At 52.8% G+C, this 20,568-nt stretch carries 19 protein-coding genes; 2 read left to right on the forward strand and 17 right to left on the reverse strand.

Annotation, left to right across the window (positions count from 1 at the left end; all coding sequences use genetic code 11):
• Window positions 1-41 precede the first annotated feature (41 nt).
• Window positions 42-1,403 (forward strand): exodeoxyribonuclease VII large subunit, encoded by a 1,362-nt coding sequence (gene xseA / locus IE054_RS10175; protein ID WP_189406066.1) that lies wholly within the window; start codon window positions 42-44, stop codon window positions 1,401-1,403.
• Between the two features lie 133 nt (window positions 1,404-1,536).
• Entirely contained in the window at window positions 1,537-2,637 is a 1,101-nt protein-coding gene (locus IE054_RS10180) for a hypothetical protein (RefSeq protein WP_189406068.1), read from the forward strand.
• 96 nt (window positions 2,638-2,733) lie between these two features.
• Here IE054_RS10180 and der read toward each other — a convergent pair whose 3' ends face one another.
• From der to IE054_RS10265, 17 genes are all read right to left on the reverse strand, one after another.
• Window positions 2,734-4,182 carry a ribosome biogenesis GTPase Der gene (gene der, locus IE054_RS10185; protein WP_189406071.1) on the reverse strand — a complete coding sequence of 483 codons (1,449 nt, stop codon included), beginning with the start codon at window positions 4,180-4,182 and terminating at the stop codon, window positions 2,734-2,736.
• A gap of 105 nt (window positions 4,183-4,287) precedes the next feature.
• Complete coding sequence (bamB, locus tag IE054_RS10190; RefSeq protein ID WP_189406073.1) at window positions 4,288-5,544, reverse strand: outer membrane protein assembly factor BamB; 1,257 nt, start codon at window positions 5,542-5,544, stop codon at window positions 4,288-4,290.
• A 21-nt stretch (window positions 5,545-5,565) separates the two neighbouring features.
• On the reverse strand, window positions 5,566-6,186 hold the full coding sequence (locus IE054_RS10195; protein ID WP_189406075.1) for a YfgM family protein: 621 nt from the start codon (window positions 6,184-6,186) through the stop codon (window positions 5,566-5,568).
• A gap of 43 nt (window positions 6,187-6,229) precedes the next feature.
• Complete coding sequence (gene hisS / locus IE054_RS10200; RefSeq protein ID WP_189406077.1) at window positions 6,230-7,513, reverse strand: histidine--tRNA ligase; 1,284 nt, start codon at window positions 7,511-7,513, stop codon at window positions 6,230-6,232.
• Between the two features lie 166 nt (window positions 7,514-7,679).
• Window positions 7,680-8,801 carry a flavodoxin-dependent (E)-4-hydroxy-3-methylbut-2-enyl-diphosphate synthase gene (gene ispG, locus IE054_RS10205; protein ID WP_189406079.1) on the reverse strand — a complete coding sequence of 374 codons (1,122 nt, stop codon included), beginning with the start codon at window positions 8,799-8,801 and terminating at the stop codon, window positions 7,680-7,682.
• 3 nt (window positions 8,802-8,804) lie between these two features.
• Window positions 8,805-9,860, reverse strand: coding sequence for a RodZ domain-containing protein (locus tag IE054_RS10210; RefSeq protein ID WP_189406081.1), 1,056 nt, complete (start codon window positions 9,858-9,860; stop codon window positions 8,805-8,807).
• Window positions 9,861-9,867: 7 nt separating this feature from the next.
• Window positions 9,868-11,007, reverse strand: coding sequence for a type IV pilus biogenesis/stability protein PilW (gene pilW / locus IE054_RS10215; protein WP_189406083.1), 1,140 nt, complete (start codon window positions 11,005-11,007; stop codon window positions 9,868-9,870).
• Between the two features lie 29 nt (window positions 11,008-11,036).
• Window positions 11,037-12,155: a dual-specificity RNA methyltransferase RlmN gene (gene rlmN, locus IE054_RS10220; protein WP_189406085.1), complete on the reverse strand. Its 1,119-nt coding sequence runs from the start codon at window positions 12,153-12,155 to the stop codon at window positions 11,037-11,039.
• A 344-nt stretch (window positions 12,156-12,499) separates the two neighbouring features.
• The gene (gene ndk / locus IE054_RS10225) at window positions 12,500-12,931 is read right to left on the reverse strand and encodes a nucleoside-diphosphate kinase (protein ID WP_189406349.1); all 432 of its coding nucleotides are present in this window, start codon (window positions 12,929-12,931) and stop codon (window positions 12,500-12,502) included.
• Window positions 12,932-13,083: 152 nt separating this feature from the next.
• Window positions 13,084-13,491, reverse strand: coding sequence for a SufE family protein (locus tag IE054_RS10230; RefSeq protein WP_189406087.1), 408 nt, complete (start codon window positions 13,489-13,491; stop codon window positions 13,084-13,086).
• A gap of 21 nt (window positions 13,492-13,512) precedes the next feature.
• Complete coding sequence (gene sufT, locus IE054_RS10235) at window positions 13,513-14,046, reverse strand: putative Fe-S cluster assembly protein SufT (protein ID WP_189406089.1); 534 nt, start codon at window positions 14,044-14,046, stop codon at window positions 13,513-13,515.
• 11 nt (window positions 14,047-14,057) lie between these two features.
• On the reverse strand, window positions 14,058-14,414 hold the full coding sequence (locus tag IE054_RS10240; protein ID WP_189406091.1) for a HesB/IscA family protein: 357 nt from the start codon (window positions 14,412-14,414) through the stop codon (window positions 14,058-14,060).
• Between the two features lie 8 nt (window positions 14,415-14,422).
• Entirely contained in the window at window positions 14,423-15,640 is a 1,218-nt protein-coding gene (locus tag IE054_RS10245) for an aminotransferase class V-fold PLP-dependent enzyme (protein ID WP_189406093.1), read from the reverse strand.
• Window positions 15,641-16,900 carry a Fe-S cluster assembly protein SufD gene (sufD, locus tag IE054_RS10250; protein WP_189406095.1) on the reverse strand — a complete coding sequence of 420 codons (1,260 nt, stop codon included), beginning with the start codon at window positions 16,898-16,900 and terminating at the stop codon, window positions 15,641-15,643.
• A complete protein-coding gene (gene sufC, locus IE054_RS10255; RefSeq protein ID WP_189406097.1) occupies window positions 16,897-17,658 on the reverse strand; it encodes a Fe-S cluster assembly ATPase SufC in 762 nt (253 codons plus the stop codon). The genes sufD and sufC overlap by 4 nt, the downstream gene beginning before the upstream one ends.
• Window positions 17,659-17,661: 3 nt before the next feature.
• Window positions 17,662-19,098 (reverse strand): Fe-S cluster assembly protein SufB, encoded by a 1,437-nt coding sequence (gene sufB, locus IE054_RS10260; protein ID WP_189406099.1) that lies wholly within the window; start codon window positions 19,096-19,098, stop codon window positions 17,662-17,664.
• A 302-nt stretch (window positions 19,099-19,400) separates the two neighbouring features.
• A complete protein-coding gene (locus IE054_RS10265; protein ID WP_189406351.1) occupies window positions 19,401-20,567 on the reverse strand; it encodes an IscS subfamily cysteine desulfurase in 1,167 nt (388 codons plus the stop codon).
• Between the last annotated feature and the right edge of the window lies 1 nt (window position 20,568).

Here is a 20,568-nt window from a genome sequence, read left to right on the forward strand (position 1 = left end):
GGTAAACTCTATTCCAACTAAAACCAAGGATTTTTTGCAGTATGTTTCAGACGCCGCCCGCCTCCCCCCGCCAAATCCTCACTGTCACCCGCTTAAACCGCCTGGCGCGTACGTTGCTGGAAAGTGAGATGGGCCTTATCTGGCTATCGGCAGAGGTGTCGAATTTTGTCGCCGCGGCATCAGGCCACTGGTATTTCACCTTAAAAGACAACAAAGCGCAGGTTCGCGCCGCCATGTTTAAGAATGCCAACCGTCTGGTACGCAGACGGCCGAAGGAGGGAGATAAAATTCTGGTCCGCGCCTCTGTCGGGATTTATGAAGCCCGGGGTGATTATCAGCTGATTGTCGAGCACCTTGAAGATGATGGAGAGGGCCGTCTTAAGCAGGCCTTTGATGCGCTGAAAGCAAAGCTGCTGGGCGAAGGACTGTTTGATGCCTCAAAAAAGCGTCCGTTGCCCGACAGCATTCAGCGCATTGGCGTGATTACCTCAGCCAGCGGTGCGGCGCTGCATGATGTGCTGAGCGTACTTGGCCGTCGCAGTCCGGCAACGCAGGTCGTCGTGTATCCGTCGCTGGTACAGGGCGAGTCTGCTGCCGCACAGTTAATTGATGCCATTCATACGGCTAACGCACGTAATGAGGTTGATGTGATCCTGCTCACCCGCGGCGGGGGCAGTATGGAGGATTTGTGGTGCTTCAACAACGAAGCGCTGGCCCGCACTATTGCCAGTTCTGATTTACCCATCGTAAGTGCGGTGGGTCACGAGGTTGATATTACCATTGCCGATTTTGTAGCAGACTTGCGGGCGCCGACCCCGTCGGCTGCCGCCGAGCAACTGAGTCAGGATACCCGCGCCTTATTGCAGCGGCTTGATACGCTGACCACACGTTTAAGCCGGACTATGGAGGCGCGAATACGAAACGCAGAGCGCCAGTTAAAAGCCAGCCATCAGCATTTACGGGCCTTGCACCCGGCCAACCAGATTAATGCGCAAAACCAGAACTTACGCCGGTTATCACGCAGTCTTCAGCACGGAATGCTGCAACATTTGCGCTATGCCCGGCAACAGGCACGTAATCTGGATGAGCGCCTGCACAGGGTGTCACCGCTCAAATCTCTTCACGCCAGTCAGCATCAGCTTGACGGCCTGACCCGGCGTCTGGTGGCGGCAATGACACAGCGACAGCGCAGCGCTGAGCAAGCTCTGGCCACACAGGCTCAGCTACTGCAGTCCGTCAGTCCGCTGGCAACACTGGCACGCGGTTACAGTATTACGTTCAGTGGCACCACGGCTGTCACGGGCGTGAACCAGGTTAACGAGGGTGACAGCCTGACAACCCGGGTTGCTGATGGTGAGATTGTATCCACGGTTAGCGCCACCAAACAGCTAAATGACGAGTAAAAAAAGACGCATCGCAAAAACGGCAGACGGCGGCCTCAGAAGGCTATTGACAAGCTTCGCATGGGTGCGCGATCCTTGGTTAATAAATGTATCGTCGCGTATCGGCAGGTATCGCGCAGAAAGAGGCTTTTTTATGTCACTACGCGCGCCCCGTACCAGGTTCGTCGTACTATACTTTTGTTGCATAATTGGCGCGGCAGGCTGTGCCCATCAGTCGCAGACTAAACAAATTTCCTCTGCCCATGTACCAGAGCTGGACGTACAGGCATTGTCACTGTTTTCTACTTATGCCAGTGATGCCATGCGTTTACAGTGTCAGCAAAACGCGCACACATGTCACGAAGACGCGATCCCGCCCGACACATTTCTTGATACCCTACGCGACGCGGGCAACGCTGACACTGTGCATGCCTCCTCCTCACAGTCTGCCGATTATGAACTGCTTATAGCCAACCTTGGCCGTGAAACAACACCCTCTGTCTGGCAGTCATTGTTTTCTCAGCGCTCCCCCGACAGTATGCAATATGCAGAGTTTACGCTGACCTGGCGAGGGATTGAATTGTCCAGCCTAATTGTCAGCGGGCGCTTCCCGGCTACCGCGGATGCGAAAGCTAAAGCGCGTCACCTTATCGGCAAGTGGTGGAACGCCGTCGAAAACAAGCGTATTTTTTCTGCCCGTTATCTGTACACCCAGCTTAATGCCAGCAATTACGACGATGAACTACGCCTGCCTGAATCTATCGACACCTTTCGGCAGTCTGTCACCGAACTGTATCCTGACCCGCTGGAGGGCGTGATCAGTCGCTACACCCACCCTGACTATCAGGATGCGCTGGTCGACATTAACGTCTACCCTATTCGTCAGTCTCTGTCTAATGACACGGCCCGGATCCTGGACGATGAACTGAACAATGATCTGGCTCAGGCTGAAAAAGTGGCGGACGCACGGGCATTGACGCTGGAGCTTATTCACACCGCCGAAGATACGGATGTTGCGACCCTTCAGGGCAAAGGCAGACGGCTCGCACTGCAGGCATCATCGCCAACCAGCGATACGATTTATGCCAGTATTTACGCCTTTCGTCTTAAGGATAAAATAGTCAAAATTACGACCACCATGCCACCTCGGTTTTCTGATGCGCTGGTGAGCAAGGCCATACCGCACATTCAGGTCCCGAAGGAGTCAGGACTGATGTCTTCTCTGCGGGCAAACAGTACGCAGGGCGGGAGTTAGTTGTGGTTACGGCCCATTTCAAGGCGGTCCGGTTGTAGGGTGCAGCGCCAGCCTGAAACGCGACAGGTAGCGCCAGCTACCTGTCTGTCCGGGTGCTTAGCGGCGCTTCTGCTTGTGAAACGACATCATCCGACGGCGCTTACGCTGCTGTGACAAGGTAAGCTTGTTGGTCTTGCCCTCAAACGGATTGCTGCCTTCGCGGAACTCAATTTTTATGGGTGTCCCCATTACCTTTAACGCGCGACGGAAATAGTTCATCAGGAAACGTTTATAGGAACTGGGCAAGGCGTCAACCTGGTTGCCATGGATCACAATGACCGGCGGGTTGTAGCCCCCGGCATGGGCGTACTTCATCTTGACCCGACGTCCGCGGACCAGCGGCGGCAGATGATCTTCCTGTGCCAGCTCCATAATCTGAGTCAGCAACGACGTACTGACCCGACGGGTCGCACTTGCATACGCTTCCTGTACGGACTCAAACAAATTACCTACACCACTGCCGTGCAACGCCGAGATAAAGTGCAGCCGCGCAAAGTCTATAAAACCAAGACGGCGATCCAGCTCGCGCTTCAGTTCGTCTTTAATATCGGTATCCAGACCATCCCATTTATTTACGGCAAGCACCAGCGAGCGCCCCGAGTTCAGCACAAAGCCCAGCAGGCTTAAATCCTGATCAGAAATACCTTCCCGCGCATCGATCACCATCAACACCACATTGGCCTCTTCAATGGCCTGCAGTGTTTTAACTATTGAGAACTTCTCTACCGCTTCGGTAATGCGCGCACGTTTGCGTACGCCAGCCGTGTCAATTAGCACATATTCGCGCTCATCGCGGGACATAGGAATATAGACACTGTCTCTTGTTGTCCCCGGCATGTCATAGACCACGACCCGCTCTTCACCGAGGATCCGGTTGGTCAGTGTAGACTTGCCGACATTGGGCTTGCCCACAATCGCCAGCTTTATAGGCAGATTTTGCAGGCGTTCGCGCTGCGCTTCCGCATCTTCTTCTTCATGGACCTCGGTGTCCTGCACCTGCATATCAGGAAAGCTGTCATCCAGAGGACTGAGCGCGGTTGTCATTAACTGACTTACACCGCGACCGTGCGCTGCCGCGATCTGGTAAATTGTGCCGATGCCCAGTGAATAAAAATCGGCACTTTCGCTGTCGCCATCAATGCCATCGACTTTATTAGCAACCAGCAGTACCTGTTTGTTTAAGCGGCGCAGGTAATCTGCGATCCCCTGATCGGCAGGCAACAAACCGGCCCGCGCATCCACCATAAACATCACCACGTCGGCCTCTTCTACGGCCAGCAGAGACTGCTGTGACATGTGTTTGTCTATGCCTTCTTCATCCCCGGTAATGCCGCCGGTGTCGACAACAATAAACTGGCGGCTTTCAAACGTCGCCTGACCGTATTTCCGATCACGCGTTAACCCAGGATAGTCGGCCACCAGTGCATCACGGGTATTGGTAAGGCGGTTAAAAAGTGTGGATTTGCCGACGTTTGGCCGACCTACCAATGCAACAACAGGCAACATGATTGCGATCCTAAGAAACGAAAAATCAAAGAGGCCGCGGCAAGCCGCGGCCTAAATAGTATACCGGTTCACTGAACAATCGCCAGCCACCGGTAAAGTGGCGGGTTACGGTGTACGTACAGAGACGACTTCGCCGTCACGGGTCACAATTATAAGATCACCGTTAACATTCAGTGGTGCAACATACACTGCTTCGTCTTCATCATCACCGCCGATATCCAGTCGCGCGACAATCTTGCCGCTATCAGCGTCCAGCCAGTGCACAAAGCCCCAGTTGTCGCCTACGACAACGTAGTCTCCCACCGGCTCTGCGGCAGTAACGGATCGCCCTTTAAGCGAACCTTGCGACCAAAGTTCAATACCGTTGCGTCTGTCCAGCGCATAAATATTGGACTTATTATCAACCACGAACAAGGCATTGCCCTCGCGGGAGATATCGCGGTAGGCACCGTATTCGCGTTTCCAGATAATGCGACCGGAACGCAATTCGACGGCGGCAAGTGTTCCGCTGTAAGAAATAGTGTAGGCAATACCACCAAACAGCAGCGGCGTGGTGTCCACATCAACGATACGCTCAAGTTCGGTCGCGCCGGCCGGCTTTCCAATGGCGGTTTCCCAGGCTACCGCGCCTGAACCGAGGATATTGACCTGCAGCTTACCCGTTGCGGTTCCAAGAAGCGCGCCGCCACTGACAATTACCGGCGCTGAAATACCACGAAGCGTAAGCGGCGGTGTCTCACCTTCACTCACCCAAAGCTGCTCACCACTTTCTGCATCAAAGCCAAACAGTGATCCGGCGCCAGTATTGACGACCAGAATACCTTCGCCAAGCGCTGGTGCAGCCAGCACTTCGCCAGGCACGATGGCTGTCCACAGTGTTTCGCCACTTTCAGCATCCAGGGCCATAACCAGTCCGTTTTCCGAACCGATAAACAGTTTACCATCGCCATGGGCCATACCGGCAATGCGGGCAGACTCGCCACTGCTCCACAATTTTGAGACGGCGCTCATCATGCCTTCGTCGCGATAGACTGCAAAGTTGCGTTCCCACTTTTCCTCGCCGTTTTTTGGATCAAGCGCTTTGACATCGCCGTGTCTGTCGGCGACAAACAGCGTGTCATCAGCGTACACCGGGCGTAGCCGTGAAAAGTAGTAATCAACGCCATCGCCGATATCTGTATCCCAGCGCACGCTGGGTTCAAACTGCTGCTCAATGGGTTTGAGACGGCGGATCTCCAGCTCTTCCTCATCCGTGAACCACCCTTCAACGGTGGAGCACCCGGTCAGGGTGACAGACATAAGTAGCGCGAGACTCAGCGCGCGGGCACACTGCCCATTGCGTCCACGTGTGGTGTGAAACAAATCAGATACCTCGTTGTATTGTTATGCGCCGGCGGCGGCCGCCAGATTATCGAGTTTCATTTTTAGCATCGGATTGTTGGCACTTTTTTCCAGAGCAAGTGAGTACGCTTCACGTGCGTCGTTAAACTTCTCCTGACGCACAAACACATCCCCCTTCACTTCCGCGACTTGCGCGGCAAAGGCCTCATCCTGAATATCGCTAAGCGTAGACAACGCCGCATCAAACTGGTTCAGCTCCATTTGTACGCGAGCCAGACGTACGCCAGCCATGCTACGCAGATGCGCATCATCGGCCGTGCTGACAACCCGGTTCAGATGGTTAGCGGCGGTGTCAAGATCGCCCTTCGCTACGGCTGTGCGTGCTGCGATCATACTGCCGATAGTGGCGTAGCCGGTGTCACCGTGTTCGCTAATAAAGCTGTTAAGCTGTGCAGCGTCACTGCTCTGTTCCAGTTGCTGTACAGCCTGCTGATAGCTAATTGATGCGGCTTCACGTGACTCCAGCTGTGAGTCAGAATAATACCGCCAGCCCCACAGGCCTCCCAGGCCTAACAAAGCACCGACAATAATTGCCGTACCGTGTTCTTTCCAGAATCGCTTTATCGCTTCAACCTGCTGTTCTTCTGTTGCGAACTGTTCCATCGCCTAACCTCTTATTCTTCAGTGCTGTCACTGGTACTTGTAGTTACTTGTCCGTCGCGGTCAGCAACGCACGTAATGTTGTATCGATAGCATCAAGTGCTACGGTTTGTTGTTCGTCGCCCTGCAGAGGCTTTATTGTTACGGTGCGTTGATGCATTTCATCACTGCCAAGCAACAACGCGGCCCGGGCACCACTTTTATCTGCACGCTTTAACTGCTTTTTCAGGTTGCCGCCACCGCAGTGCATCAGAATGCGCCGCTCAGGCAGCCGGTCGCGCAGGCATTCTGCCACTTCTGCCGCATAACCCACAACCTCTTCGCCCAGCGCAGTCACATAAATATCCGCTGTCGAGGTATCGGTTTGCGCATTCAGTGTACCCAGCATGAGCACCAGACGCTCCAGACCCATAGCAAATCCTACCGCGGGAGAAGGCTTGCCGCCCAGCTGCTCGACCAGACCGTCGTAGCGGCCACCAGCGCACACGGTGCCCTGTGCACCAAGACTTTCCGTCACCCACTCAAACACGGTGCGGTTATAGTAATCAAGACCACGTACCAGGCGCGGATTGATTTCATAGGCAATGCCGGCCTGCGTCAGGCGCTGGCAAAGCGCATCAAAATGCAGTTTTGATTCCTCATCAAGATGATCAACTAACAGCGGTGCATCTTTAATAGCTGCCTGTACATCCGGATTTTTGCTGTCCAGTACGCGCAGAGGGTTTGTCTCTAGCCGTCGCAGGGAATCCTCATCCAGCTGGTCCGCCCGAGCCCGTAAGAATTCCGTGAGAGTCTGGCGATACTGCTGACGCGCCTCGTTAGAGCCCAGAGAGTTGATCTGAAGCGTGACATGCTTATCAATGCCAAACGCTTTCCATAACCGGGCAGACAGTAAAATAACCTCTACATCGATGTCCGGCCCGGCCAGACCAAATGCTTCTACGCCAAACTGATGAAACTGACGGTAACGCCCTTTTTGCGGACGCTCATGACGGAACATTGGCCCCATGTACCAAAGGCGTTGCTGCTGATTGTATAGCAGACCATGCTCGTTACCGGCGCGCACACAGCTCGCCGTTCCTTCCGGACGCAGTGTCAGGCTATCGCCATTCCGGTCTTCGAAGGTGTACATTTCTTTTTCGACAATATCCGTGACTTCACCAATCGACCGCTTAAACAAATCGGTGCTTTCAACAATTGGGGTGCGGATCTCCTGATAGCCGTAGTTTGCTACCACTTGCCGAATGACGGATTCAACCTGCTGCCATTCCCGGGAAACATCGGGAAGACAGTCGTTCATGCCACGAATAGCCTGGATTGTTTTAGCCACCTGAAATTCTCATACCGCTTGTTAATGAAAAGCCCCGCATTATAGGGGCTTCTTGGCCAAACAACAATGCTCCCGGCCAATGTGAATGCCGCTCAGACTGAGACACCTCGGTTGCTATTGGCAGGGTTTAGTATCGATTGCCTGAAACGCGTGCTGTCAAAGCCTTCTAGGATTCCTTGTGGGTCACCGGGATCGCATTCGCCTGGTCGATACGGGCGGCCTTGGCGCGGATCCGCGCTTCAAGCTGATCGACCAGGTCATCGTTGGCCAGTCGCTCTTTCTGACGCTTACCGTCAACATAAAAGCCACTCATATTGCGCGCCCCTGTCAGACCAAGATCAGACACTTCGGCCTCGCCCGGGCCGTTCACCACGCAACCAATTATCGACACGTCCATAGGCGTACGCACATCTTCAAGGCGCTGCTCCAGTGCGTTGACTGTACCAATCACATCAAACTCCTGACGAGAACAACTCGGACAGGCAATGAAATTAATACCCCGTGAGCGTATACGTAGCGATTTCAGAATATCAAAACCCACTTTGATCTCTTCTACCGGATCAGCGGCCAGCGACACCCGCAATGTATCGCCAATGCCTTCTGCCAGCAGCATGCCCAGACCAACTGCGCTTTTTACCGCGCCCGCACGCTGACCACCGGCTTCGGTGATCCCGAGGTGCAGTGGCTGGTCAATACGTTTAGCCAGTTCACGGTAAGCGCCGACCGCCAGAAATACATCAGACGCCTTCACACTGACCTTAAACTGGTCAAAATTCAGTTTATCGAGGATATCCACATGGCGCATAGCGGACTCGACTAACGCGTCAGGCGTAGGCTCGCCATACTTTTCCTGCAGGTCGCGCTCAAGAGAGCCACCGTTGACACCAATACGGATGGGAATATTTTTATCTTTGGCACAGTCGACCACTGCGCGAATACGCTCCATATTGCCAATATTGCCCGGGTTAATACGAAGGCAATCCGCACCATAGTCAGCCACTTTCAGGGCAATACGGTAATCAAAATGAATGTCAGCCACCAGCGGCACACTGACACGTTTACGGATTTCCCCAAATGCTTCGGCGGCATCCATGGTTGGCACGGACACTCTGACAATTTCCCCGCCGACACCAACGATACGATCAATTTGCCCGACCGTGGCATCGATGTCGGTGGTTTGGGTATTGGTCATCGACTGCACGGCAATAGGCGCGCCATCGCCGATAGGCACATTACCTACGTTGATTCGGGTCGACTTCCTGCGAGTTATCGGACTTTCTGCAAACATCAATTAATCCTGAATGGGAAGCGAGAATCGTGCGGTGCGACCTCCCGGATATACCGACATGTCTACCGCCTCGCCGTTCACGGTTATCTGTACATTATCCGGTGCGCCGAGGGTAACTTCAACCGGTGGAACACCGGAGATTTCCATTACCCGGCCTGCCTGTTTGATACCATATGCAATCGCCTCACCCGTACCGTCTTCAATATTCACCCAGCAGTCATCGGCAAACCGAAATACCATATCAATAGCCGCAGACTCGCCGCTGCCTGCGGTACCACTTTCGGTGACGCTTTCGCGCGGCTGGCTATCGGCTAAATCCGGCGCTGCTTCTGTCTGCGCTTCCTGCGACGCTACAGTGGCGGGCAAATCCCCGGGTTTTTCCTCAGACGAGGACTGAGCTGACGGCAGCGTATCATTATCCATGCCCGCTTCCGGCGCAGAAGACGTATCGGTATCCTGCGACGGCGCGCCTCTATCAGCATCTGGCAAACTATCGGTACGCTCAGGCACAGCACTGAGTGGTTCATCACTGCGTTGTGGTTGTGAGCCAGAGGCCGTGTCAGACGGGCTCTCAGATCGTTGCGCGACCGTCGATTCCGGTGCGCTTTCAACCAGATTATCGTTGCCCGATTGCTGATACCACCAGACGACGACGCCCGCCACCAGCAATACAACGATACCGTAGGTGACCATCATCCAGCGGTCATCATGATTCTGCTTTGCGACACGGCGTGAAAAACTCTGCAGCTTCGCGGTCTGTTTACTGCTTGAATGCAGACGGTCAAACTCTGCGATAACTTCTTCCTGACTTAGCCCGAGTTGCTTGGCGTAATTACGAATGTAGCCACGGGTAAACGTCACTGATGTTTTTTCGTCAATGCGGTCCTGTTCCAGATTATCAATCTGCTCGGCTTTCAGAAAAAGCTTGTCTGCAACCTGCTGCTGTGACAGGCCCTGCTTTTCACGGCCTGCTTTAAGAAGCCGGCCCGGGCTGGCTGTTGACGTTTCCGTCGTATCTTCTGTGTCCTGTATTTCTTTGGGTTGTTCGTCTGACACCATCAGATTCCTATTTCTCCTGCTCGTTGGGTGGGATTAACCAGAGCTTCATGCCGGCAAAAATCGCGCCACTGTCGTCCAGTTCATTCCAACTTTGCAGAGTTGACAGCTTTATGTTGTATTTTAACGAGATACGATAAAGGTTTTCTTTCGCTTTGACTATATGGAAACGTGGTTGCTGGTCAGAATCTGTCGCAGGTAAGCTGATCTCGGCCTGTGCCCCTGACGCACTCGTCTGTTCCGATGTCGCTTGTGTACTGGCTGTTGATGATTTGTTCGGTTGAGCCGTTTCACGGGCTACGTTCTTGCCCGACGTGTCGTCAGATGCCGACACTTTTGCTGAAGCCGGCGCTGGATCGGCCGCCTTCGCTTTGCGGGTCACGGCTACTTGCGGCCAGTTTTTAGCTAGCTGTCGATACTGACTGACCAGACGATGAGAGGGGTATACCGCGATCAGCATATCACCATATTCCTCTGCCGTTTTATAGTTCCCCTGACCTTGGGCGACTTTAATCGCCAGCCACAGATAGTCCGGCGTGACCTGACCTACTCTTTCAAAGCGGTTAAGGGCCGTTTCTGCCTTATCATACTGCTTATTTTCCACATACAGCTCCGCAAGCAAAAACAGACTCTTCGCTCTGCCGGGCTGATGGTTGAGCGCTTCTTCGAGGTAGTTTACCGCCTGCTTGTAGTCGCCTTCACTCTGCGAGCACAGCGCCATATTTTCGTAAGTTTCCGCCGAATTGGCATAGCGCTGGTTATTGATTGCTTTCTGGAAGTAGTCCAGCGCCGCGTCGTAGTCACCGGTCTGGCATAAGAACGCCCCGTAACTGTTCGCAATATCAGCATTGCGGGGGGCCAGGTCTATGGCCGTCGTGTAGGCATCATTGGCGCGTTTATTTTCGCCGACACGCTGATAGTAGTAGGCAAGCGAATAATGTACATCAGCCGAGCGCGGGGCAAACTCAAGCGCTTTATCCAGGTTTGACTTGGCCTGAGGATAATTCCCGTTCTTTAAGTAGGTCAGGCCAAGTGAAATACGGGTTTTGGCGGCGTCCTGCCGATCAAAGTCATCTTTAAAGGTGCCCGGCTGTGGGTTGCTGACACAGCCACTTAGCAATATCACCAGTGCTGGCGTGGTAATACGCATGCCCTTTACTCCTTTTCTACATAATTGATTTACTGGGCCATTTTTACTGAAATTGCTTCGCCCTTCATCTGTTTTTTCAACATTCTTTTGGTTCTGTCAACGACGTCACCTACCAACTGGCCACAGGCAGCATCAATATCATCGCCGCGTGTGCGCCGGATAACAACGGTAAAGCCATATTCCATAAGAACTTTTGCAAACCTGTCCATGCGGGAGTTACTGGAGCAGGTATAAGGCGAACCTGGGTACGGATTAAACGGAATAAGGTTAATTTTCGACGGCGTGTCTTTAAGTACTTTTGCCAGTTCGTGAGCCTGTTCCGTGCTGTCATTAATGTGCGACAACATCACGTACTCGACTGTTACCTTGCCCTGATTCGCATTGGATTTCTGCAGGTAGCGGCGCACTCCCGCAAGGAAATTCTCAATGTTGTATTTTTTATTGATAGGCACAATTTCATCACGCAGTTCATCGTTAGGCGCGTGCAGTGAAATCGCCAGCGCCACATCAATCTGATCGCCAAGTTTATCCAGCGCCGGGACTACCCCAGAGGTACTTAACGTCACGCGCCGCTTGGACAGACCAAAGCCGTAATCGTCCAGCATCAGCTCCATGGCAGGTACAACGTGTTTCAGGTTAAGCAGGGGTTCGCCCATGCCCATCATGACTACGTTGGTAATGGGGCGCTTACCGGAATCGTTTGACATGCCAAGGTGGGTTGCCACCCGCCATACCTGGCCAATGATTTCGCTACACGTGAGGTTACGGTTAAAGCCCTGCTGCGCGGTTGAACAGAAGGTACATTCCAGCGCACAGCCAACCTGTGATGAAACACATAAGGTGGCGCGATCGCCATCCGGGATCCACACCGTTTCGACTTCCTGACCGCCTTCTAACGTCATCACATACTTGATGGTTTCGTCGCTGGCTTGCTGGAAGTAAGCGATTTCCGGCGCCTTGATTTCACAGTTTTCAATCAGATTGGCCCGCAGGTTTTTATTCAGATTAGTCATGTCCTCAAAATCGCTGACACCATGGTGATAGATCCATTTCATGACCTGATCGGCCCGAAACGGCTTTTCACCGATCTCTTTGAAGAAGCTGCGTAGCCCCTCGCGATTGAGATTTAACAAATTTGTTTTTGCCATAACCGTTAAAACCCTGCCCTGACATTGCGATGTTAGTTTCAGTGCGTCAACTGACGACGAGTCTGCGTGCCCAATGAGGTACTACGACGCCGATTGTCTGATGGTAGACAATCCCACGCTGCATTTGTTTCATTCCATTGCGCTGGCTCAGCCGAGATGTGGCATATCCGAGGGGTCAAACAAGACACCACGTCAGACACGCTGCGTTGTCGCTTTTTGACGAACTGTTCAAAAATTGGGCGCGAAGTTTAGCATATTGTGGCCCATGACGAAAACAGATTAAGCCCAGACAACAAAAAAGGGGCTTAACGCCCCTTTTCATTATTCTGTTGTCCCGAGCAATATTAGCGTGTGCGCGGACAGATTTCTTCTTCTGAGAAGAAGTACGCAATTTCACGTGCTGCAGACTCTGGTGCGTCAGAGCCGTGTACTGCATTTTCGTCGATCGATTGTGCGTAGTCAGCACGCAGTGTACCGGCAGCCGCGTCAGCTGGGTTTGTTGCACCCATGATTTCACGGTTTTTAACGATGGCGCCTTCGCCTTCCAGCACCTGAACCATTACCGGGCCAGATGTCATGAAGTCAACCAGTGCACCAAAGAAAGGACGCTCTTTGTGCTCGGCATAGAAACCTTCTGCCTGTTCTTTGCTCATGTGGATCATTTTTGATGCAACAATGCGCAGACCTGCAGTTTCAAAACGGTTGTAGATTGCACCAATCACGTTTTTAGCTACCGCGTCAGGCTTGATAATCGAAAAAGTACGCTCTAGCGCCATCTTTTCTGTCTCCATTAAAAGTCTTTAAAAATTTTTGGCCGCGAATTATAGGCAATTCTGCGTGTCTTGACCAGACACGATTACATCCAGATAGAAACCGGCCTGTTACACGTCAGCCTAGCACGCACTGCATGAAGGCTTTATGACAGTATTTATGCGGCCTGCGCCATGCCTTTTATCTTCGCAACGATGGCGCGCAACCCGTTCCCACGGGTCGGTGTTATATGATTTTCTAAATCCAGTTCAGTAAAATAGCCGTCAATGTCAAAATCAAGGATGGCCTGCGCTGATTTATCGTTATAGGCGGCAAGCACCAGTGCAAGTAACCCCTGCACGATAACCGCGTCACTGTCGACCTCAAACTGAAAGCGTCCATCCTGCTGATTGGCAATAAGCCAGACATTGCTTTGACAGCCTTTCACCAGCCGCTCCGGAGTACGTTCGGTTTCAGGCAGCCCCGGTAAGTGTTTACCTAAATCAATAATATACTGATAGCGCTGTTCCCAGTCATCGAAAAACGCCAGGTCATCTATAATTTCGTCAGTACCAGGTAGTTGCATTATTCGCTATTTCACCTTTATCTAGAAAAACAGTCCCGCTTCGAGTTGAGCTTCTTCGCTCATCATGTCTCTGGACCATGGCGGATCGAAGACCAGATCGACGTTCACCTGATTTACATGCGGCACCATGGCGACACGAACCTCAACATCGCCTACCAACACCGGGCCCATGCCACAGCCAGGAGCGGTTAGGGTCATATCAATATCGACAACACCACTTTCCTGGTTAATATCGACCTTGTAAATAAGTCCCAGTGATACCAGATTGATCGGAATTTCCGGATCATAAATGGTTTCCAGTGCCTCCCAGACCTGCTTCTCATCTACCTGCCCGTTGTCCGGCGGCGTAAATGTCAGCGTTTTCGGTTTGCGGCCAATTGCATCGGCATCCGTACCATCAATGCGGTACATATTACCCCGCCAGGTGATCGTATAGTTGCCACCGAGCTCCTGCGTAATATTGACAAACTCACCGACTGGAATTGTGGCCGGATTACCGGCCGGGACCAGGCGCGCTTTACATTCGCGCTCGGTCACTACCATATTCTGCTTCATGGGTGCGGGGATTATCCTATGTTAAAGCTTTCACCGCAGCCGCACTCGTCGACTACGTTAGGATTATTGTATTTGATGATACCGTTTACGCCTTCCTGAACGAAGTCAATTTCCGTGTTGCGTATCAGGTCGCAGGCATTGGCTGCCACGGCGACTTTCAGCTGCGGGGATACCTCGACAACTTCATCATCGTCGTGCGGGGCATCAGCGAAATCCAGCACATACGCGTAGCCGGTACAGCCACTTACCTTGGTCGACAAACGAATAACTGCACCAGGACGGTCTTTGAGTTTTTTCTCAAAGTGGCGAACTGCCGGTTCTGTCAGACTGACCAGTTGCGTACTGGGAACAAAGGTTTCAACACTCATGTCACCTCCTAGGCCAACATCATTTTGGCTTTATTCAGCGCTTTAAATAATACGTCCACTTCTTCGGTGGTGTTGTACACCGAGAACGACGCCCGCGCTGTACCCGGGATCCCGAGTCGTTTCATTAAAGGTTGCGCGCAATTATCGCCTGTGCGGATTGCGACACCCTGTTTGTCCAGGATAAAGCCGATATCTGCCGGGTGCGCGCCTTCCAGCAGAAAGCTCATGACACCGATTTTATCCGGTGCTGTACCAATCAGCCGCATGCCGTCTACCGCATTTGCCTGTTCTGTGGCGTAGCGAAGCAGGTGCTGCTCATGGGCCTGCACATCACTGATATTCAGTGTGCTAAACCAGTCAACTGCCGCCCCTAAGCCAATTGCCCCGGCGATATTTGGCGTACCGGCTTCCAGACGGTTAGGCAATGCACCCCAGGTGGCTTCGTGATAGCTCACGTCCTGGATCATTTCGCCGCCCGTTTGCCATACCGGCCAGTCTTCGAGCACTGTTTTACGTCCCCACAGCACACCGATGCCCGTAGGGCCAAACAGTTTATGACCGGAAAAGGCATAAAAATCACAGCCAATATCGCTGACATCGACATTGCCGTGTGCGATTCCCTGTGCGCCATCAATCAGCACCAGTGCGCCTTTTTCTTTGGCTCGCGCGGTCAGGGCTTTCACCGGATTGACCGTGCCCAGCGCATTGGAGACGTGCGGCATAGCCACCATACGGGTTTTATCACTGAGCAACTGTAGAAATGCGTCTGTGTCCAGCTCACCTGAATCAAAGATTGGCGCCACATTTAAGGTTGCGCCTGAACGGCGACACGCCTGCTGCCAGGTGACCAGGTTTGCATGATGCTCAAGTTCAGTCACCAGCACTTCATCACCTTCGCGCAGCAATTGGGCCAGCCCATTAGCCACAATATTAATGGCTTCGGTTGTGCCGCTGGTCCAGATAACCTCTTCACGGTACGCCGCATTGATGAACCGTGCGACACTGTCGCGGGCATGCTCGTAGCGCCGCGTTGCTTCGTCCGACAGCTGATGTGCACCGCGGTGTACATTGGCATTACACTGGGTATAAAAGTCCACCAGCGCATCGATGACTACCTGTGGTTTCTGCGTGGTCGCCGCATTGTCCAGATACACCAGTGGATTATTGCCTACCCGGCGATGCAAAATCGGGAACTGTTCACGTAGCGCCGCAACATCCAGGCTCATCTATTTAACCTCCATGCTCACAAAGCGTTCGCTTAACAGCGGCAGCAACCACTCGCGCAGTGCTTCATTCGGCATCGCTGTCACCAGTTCCTGAATGAAGCCAAAGTTCAGCATTACCAGCGCTTTTGAGCGCGAAATACCGCGCGTTAGCAGGTAGTACAACGCTTCTTCTTCAATTTCTGCCACCGTTGCACCGTGCGCACACTGAACATCATCGGCATATATCTCCAGCTCGGGCTTGGTATTCACCAGTGCCCGGCGTGACAACAGCAAATTACGGTTATTCAGCTCAGCCAGCGTCTTCTGCGCATCGCGATGAATATGAATACGGCCATTGAATACGGCCCGGGCACGATCACCAACAATACCCCGGGCATTTTCTTCGGTAGTACCATTTGGCACAGCATGCTCAATGGTGCTGTGCAGATCGAACAACTCGCCTTCTGACAGCAGATAAATCGCATTCATTTTGGCCCTGGCATGCTCGCCGGCATGGTGAATATCTACATCCAGGCGCGACAATTCGCTGCCATACCCCACCATGGTGCTGTTTAATCGTGACGACTCACCCAGCCGGAAGTGGCAACCACCAACCTGTTTGGCATCGCCGGTAAACATGGCAAAACGATAATGCTCGAGTCGGGCCTGTGCGCCGATATCGTACTCGGCAAACGCTGTAGTGAAGCTGTCGACAGTACCTGTACCCTGTTCGATCACACACGCCCTGGCTCTGTCACCCAGACGCACCACCACTCGCGTGTGCGCGTCGGCATTCGACGCCGCCAGATTGACAATGCGCACCGGCGTATCGATGACGGCGTCGTCTTCAACATCAATAAACACACCGTGCTGACAAATGGCATCATTCACCAGCCCGAATACATGGCGACGCGGTTTAACCTGCCCGTATATCCCGGCAATGGCTTGCTGCTGCGCGTCACTGGCATCGCTTAACGTCGTCAGCGTCATACCTGCGGGTACGTCCAATGCGCTGGTATCGGTGACCAGTTTACCGTCGACAAAAACCAGCTCGATGGCATTGAGATTGTCAATGGCCGGTACCTGATAGTCCGGCACATCATCGCTGTGACTGACATCACGCTTTTGTACACTTGTCAGTGGTGTAAACCGCCACGCTTCATTGCGGCGGCCGGGCCAGCCATCCTGCTTTAATTGGGTTAAGGCCTGCTGACGCACAGGCGCCAGATAGTCATTTACCTGTTGCGCCTCGCCAATGACCTGTTCTAGCCATTGACTCATGCTTCTGCCTCCTCAAAGGCTTTACCGAGAAATGCATAGCCTTCTTTTTCTACCTGCTGGGCCAGTGACGCATCACCGCTTTTCACAATTTTGCCATTGGCAAGAATGTGTACAAAGTCAGGCTTGATGTAGTCCAGCAAGCGCTGGTAGTGCGTCACAACAATAAAGCTGCGCTTACCGTCACGCTGGCTGTTTACGCCATCAGCAACGACCTGCAGGGCATCGATATCAAGGCCGGAATCTGACTCATCAAGAATACAAAGCTTCGGCTCAAGCAAAATCATCTGCATAATTTCGTTGCGTTTTTTCTCGCCACCGGAGAAACCTTCGTTGACCCCGCGCTTGAGGAAGTCAGCAGGCAGCTGCACCTGTTTACAGGCCGCTTTGGCTTTCTTTAAAAACTCCGCGGCTGACAGCGGCTCTTCGCCACGCTGTTCACGAATCGCATTAACCGATTCTTTCATAAATTCCATGTTGCTCACGCCCGGAATTTCTACCGGGTACTGGAATGCCAGGAAAAGGCCTGCGCTGGCGCGCTCTTCCACTTCCATGTCCAGCAGATCCTGCTCTTCAAATTTCACATCACCGCCGGTTACCTCGTAGCCATCGCGTCCGGACAGCACGTAACCCAGGGTACTTTTGCCGGCCCCGTTCGGACCCATGATGGCGTGTACTTCCCCCGGATTGATTTCCAGGTCCACCCCGTTAAGGATAGATTTTTCTTCCACGCTGGCATGTAAATCACTGATCTTAAGCATTAATTACCCCACTGAACCTTCAAGACTAATTTCGAGCAGCTTCCCGGCTTCCACCGCGAACTCCATCGGCAGCTCTTTAAATACTTCCTTACAGAAACCGTTGACGATCATAGACACCGCTTTTTCAGGGTCCAGACCACGCTGCTGACATAAGAACAACTGCTCATCACTGACTTTTGACGTGGTAGCTTCGTGCTCTACGATGGCAGACGGATTTCGGCTTTCAATGTAAGGGAATGTGTGTGCACCGCACTCATCGCCGATAAGCAGCGAATCACATTCGGTAAAATTACGTGCGCCGTCAGCTTTCGGGCCCATTTTGACCAGCCCACGATACGCATTGTTACTTCTGCCCGCTGATATCCCTTTGGAGATAATGGTCGAGCGGGTATTTTTACCCAGGTGAATCATCTTGGTACCGGTATCGGCTTGCTGACGTCCCCGGGTAAGGGCCACGGAGTAAAACTCACCGACGCTGTTGTCCCCTTTGAGTACACAGCTTGGATATTTCCAGGTGACTGCTGACCCGGTTTCCACCTGTGTCCAGGATATCTTGGCATTGGTATGGCAAAGACCGCGCTTCGTCACAAAGTTGTAAATGCCCCCCTTGCCGTCTTCGTCGCCCGGATACCAGTTCTGCACGGTTGAATACTTGATGCTGGCATCGTCTTTCGCCACCAGCTCAACCACGGCTGCGTGTAACTGGTTTTCATCGCGCTGCGGCGCCGTACAGCCTTCTAAGTAGCTAACGTAGCTGCCTTCTTCGGCAACAATCAGCGTACGTTCGAACTGACCGGTGTTCATTTCATTAATTCTGAAATACGTCGACAGTTCCATTGGGCAGCGTACGCCTTTGGGAATATAAACAAATGAACCGTCGGTAAACACAGCACTGTTAAGCGCCGCGAAGTAGTTGTCGGTGCGCGGCACCACTGAACCTATGTGCTTTTTCACCAGCTCAGGGTATTTATGTACTGCTTCAGAGATTGGGCAGAAGATGACCCCGGCTTCTTCCAGCTTTTCCCGGAAGGTCGTGACCACCGACACAGAATCAAACACCGCATCGACGGCTACCCCGGCCAGCATTTCCTGCTCATGCAGCGGAATACCCAGTTTTTCGTAAGTACGCAGCAACTCCGGATCGACTTCATCTAGTGATTTCGGTTTGTCTTTCATACTCTTAGGCGCTGAATAATAAGATATCGCCTGATAGTCGATCTTCGGATAATCAACATGCGCCCAATCAGGCTCTTCCATTTCAAGCCAGGCATGATAAGCCTTCAGACGCCAGTCCAGCATCCATTCAGGCTCGCCTTTCATTTCAGAAATACGGCGAATAACCGATTCGTCCAGGCCGCTTTCAAAGGTCTCGGACTCGATTTCTGAATAAAAACCGGCCTCGTACTTTCTTTCTAATGCCTGTTCGATCTGTTCACTCATGTTTGGATCTCACTTATTTGCCTGTCATTGCTGTGCCCCGCGTGCCGGGCCTGTACGGTCTTGCCCGACATGTGCTAAGCGGCACTTGTATCTGGTCTTGAACACCTGCTTAGCAGGAACACAGCATTTTAATACGCTAATTTTATAATACCTGACTAAATCACTCAAGAATTAGTCAGGTAACGGTGAGGCGGGGTTAAAACACCGAACTTAATTTGTCGACTGGTTTTGCCAGTCTGCTGGCATCACCTGACCCGGATTTTGGCGAGCGCGATCATGCCGCAAAGCCCCGCAATATGCAATTAGCGGTTTGCCTCTCGCAACCGGGTCACTACACTGGTCACTTTTTCAATAACATAATCAATATCGTCATTGCCGGTAAAACGCCCAACGCTGAATCGCAGACCCGCGTGCGCCAGTTCATCATTTCGCCCAATGGCTTTTAACACATAGGACGGCTCCATACTCGCAGAGGTGCAGGCGGACCCCGACGACACCGCGATATCGTTAAGCCCCATGATCAGGCTTTCGCCGTCGACACCGCCAAAACTTACATTCAGGATCCCGGCGACACGGGCGCTGTCGTGGCCGTTGTGATAAACATCATCCAGCTCTGATATACCTGCCCACAGCCGCTCACGCAGTGCGGTAAGCCGCTGTGCTTCTTCCGCCTGCTCTGCCTGGGCAATAGCAAACGCTTCGCCCATACCAACAATCTGGTGGGTGGCCAGCGTTCCTGAACGCATACCCCGCTCGTGTCCGCCGCCGTGAATTTGCGCGGCAAGACGAATTTTCGGCCGACGACGCACGTATAACGCACCAATGCCTTTCGGCCCATATAGCTTATGCGCAGAAAACGACATTAAATCAACCGGCAAAGACGTGATATCAATCGGTAACTTGCCCGCACTTTGCGCGGCATCGACATGAAACAGCACGCCCTTCTCACGGCACAATTCGCCAATAGCATCTATATCCTGAGTAACACCCAGCTCGTTGTTTACGTGCATGACGCTGACCAGCACAGTGTTATTTTTAAGCGCATCGTTGACCTGTGACGGATCAATACGGCCATGACTGTCAACCGACAAATAGGTCACCTCACAGCCTCGTGCAGCCAGCGCCGCGCAGGTATCCAGCACGGCTTTATGCTCGGTTTCAACCGTAATGATATGGTTACCTTTATCGGCATAACCTTCAGCTACCCCTTTAATCGCAAGGTTGTTAGCCTCAGTCGCGCCGGAAGTAAACACAATTTCGCGTGGATCGGCATTAATCAGGTCAGCGATCTGGTTGCGCGCCACATCCACGGCTTCTTCAGCCATCCAGCCAAAGCGATAGCTGCGCGATGCCGGGTTGCCAAAGTTACCGTCAAGCGTTAAACAGGCAGCCATTTTCTCGGCGACCCGTGGATCCACCGGTGTCGTCGCGGCATAATCAAGATAAATAGGCGTGTTTGGATTGGTCATC

The sequence above is a fragment of the Alteromonas halophila genome, assembly GCF_014651815.1.
Classification (GTDB): Bacteria; Pseudomonadota; Gammaproteobacteria; order Enterobacterales; family Alteromonadaceae; genus Alteromonas; species Alteromonas halophila.

Coding starts and splice junctions, on each gene's coding strand:
- xseA (WP_189406066.1), top strand. CDS start 42: ATGTTTCAGACGCCGCCCGCCTCCCCCCGCCAAATCCTCACTGTCACC.
- IE054_RS10180 (WP_189406068.1), top strand. CDS start 1,537: ATGTCACTACGCGCGCCCCGTACCAGGTTCGTCGTACTATACTTTTGT.
- der (WP_189406071.1), bottom strand. CDS start 4,182: ATGTTGCCTGTTGTTGCATTGGTAGGTCGGCCAAACGTCGGCAAATCC.
- IE054_RS10195 (WP_189406075.1), bottom strand. CDS start 6,186: ATGGAACAGTTCGCAACAGAAGAACAGCAGGTTGAAGCGATAAAGCGA.
- ispG (WP_189406079.1), bottom strand. CDS start 8,801: ATGTTTGCAGAAAGTCCGATAACTCGCAGGAAGTCGACCCGAATCAAC.
- IE054_RS10210 (WP_189406081.1), bottom strand. CDS start 9,860: ATGGTGTCAGACGAACAACCCAAAGAAATACAGGACACAGAAGATACG.
- pilW (WP_189406083.1), bottom strand. CDS start 11,007: ATGCGTATTACCACGCCAGCACTGGTGATATTGCTAAGTGGCTGTGTC.
- rlmN (WP_189406085.1), bottom strand. CDS start 12,155: ATGGCAAAAACAAATTTGTTAAATCTCAATCGCGAGGGGCTACGCAGC.
- ndk (WP_189406349.1), bottom strand. CDS start 12,931: ATGGCGCTAGAGCGTACTTTTTCGATTATCAAGCCTGACGCGGTAGCT.
- IE054_RS10230 (WP_189406087.1), bottom strand. CDS start 13,491: ATGCAACTACCTGGTACTGACGAAATTATAGATGACCTGGCGTTTTTC.
- sufT (WP_189406089.1), bottom strand. CDS start 14,046: ATGAAGCAGAATATGGTAGTGACCGAGCGCGAATGTAAAGCGCGCCTG.
- IE054_RS10240 (WP_189406091.1), bottom strand. CDS start 14,414: ATGAGTGTTGAAACCTTTGTTCCCAGTACGCAACTGGTCAGTCTGACA.
- IE054_RS10245 (WP_189406093.1), bottom strand. CDS start 15,640: ATGAGCCTGGATGTTGCGGCGCTACGTGAACAGTTCCCGATTTTGCAT.
- sufD (WP_189406095.1), bottom strand. CDS start 16,900: ATGAGTCAATGGCTAGAACAGGTCATTGGCGAGGCGCAACAGGTAAAT.
- sufC (WP_189406097.1), bottom strand. CDS start 17,658: ATGCTTAAGATCAGTGATTTACATGCCAGCGTGGAAGAAAAATCTATC.
- sufB (WP_189406099.1), bottom strand. CDS start 19,098: ATGAGTGAACAGATCGAACAGGCATTAGAAAGAAAGTACGAGGCCGGT.
- IE054_RS10265 (WP_189406351.1), bottom strand. CDS start 20,567: ATGACCAATCCAAACACGCCTATTTATCTTGATTATGCCGCGACGACA.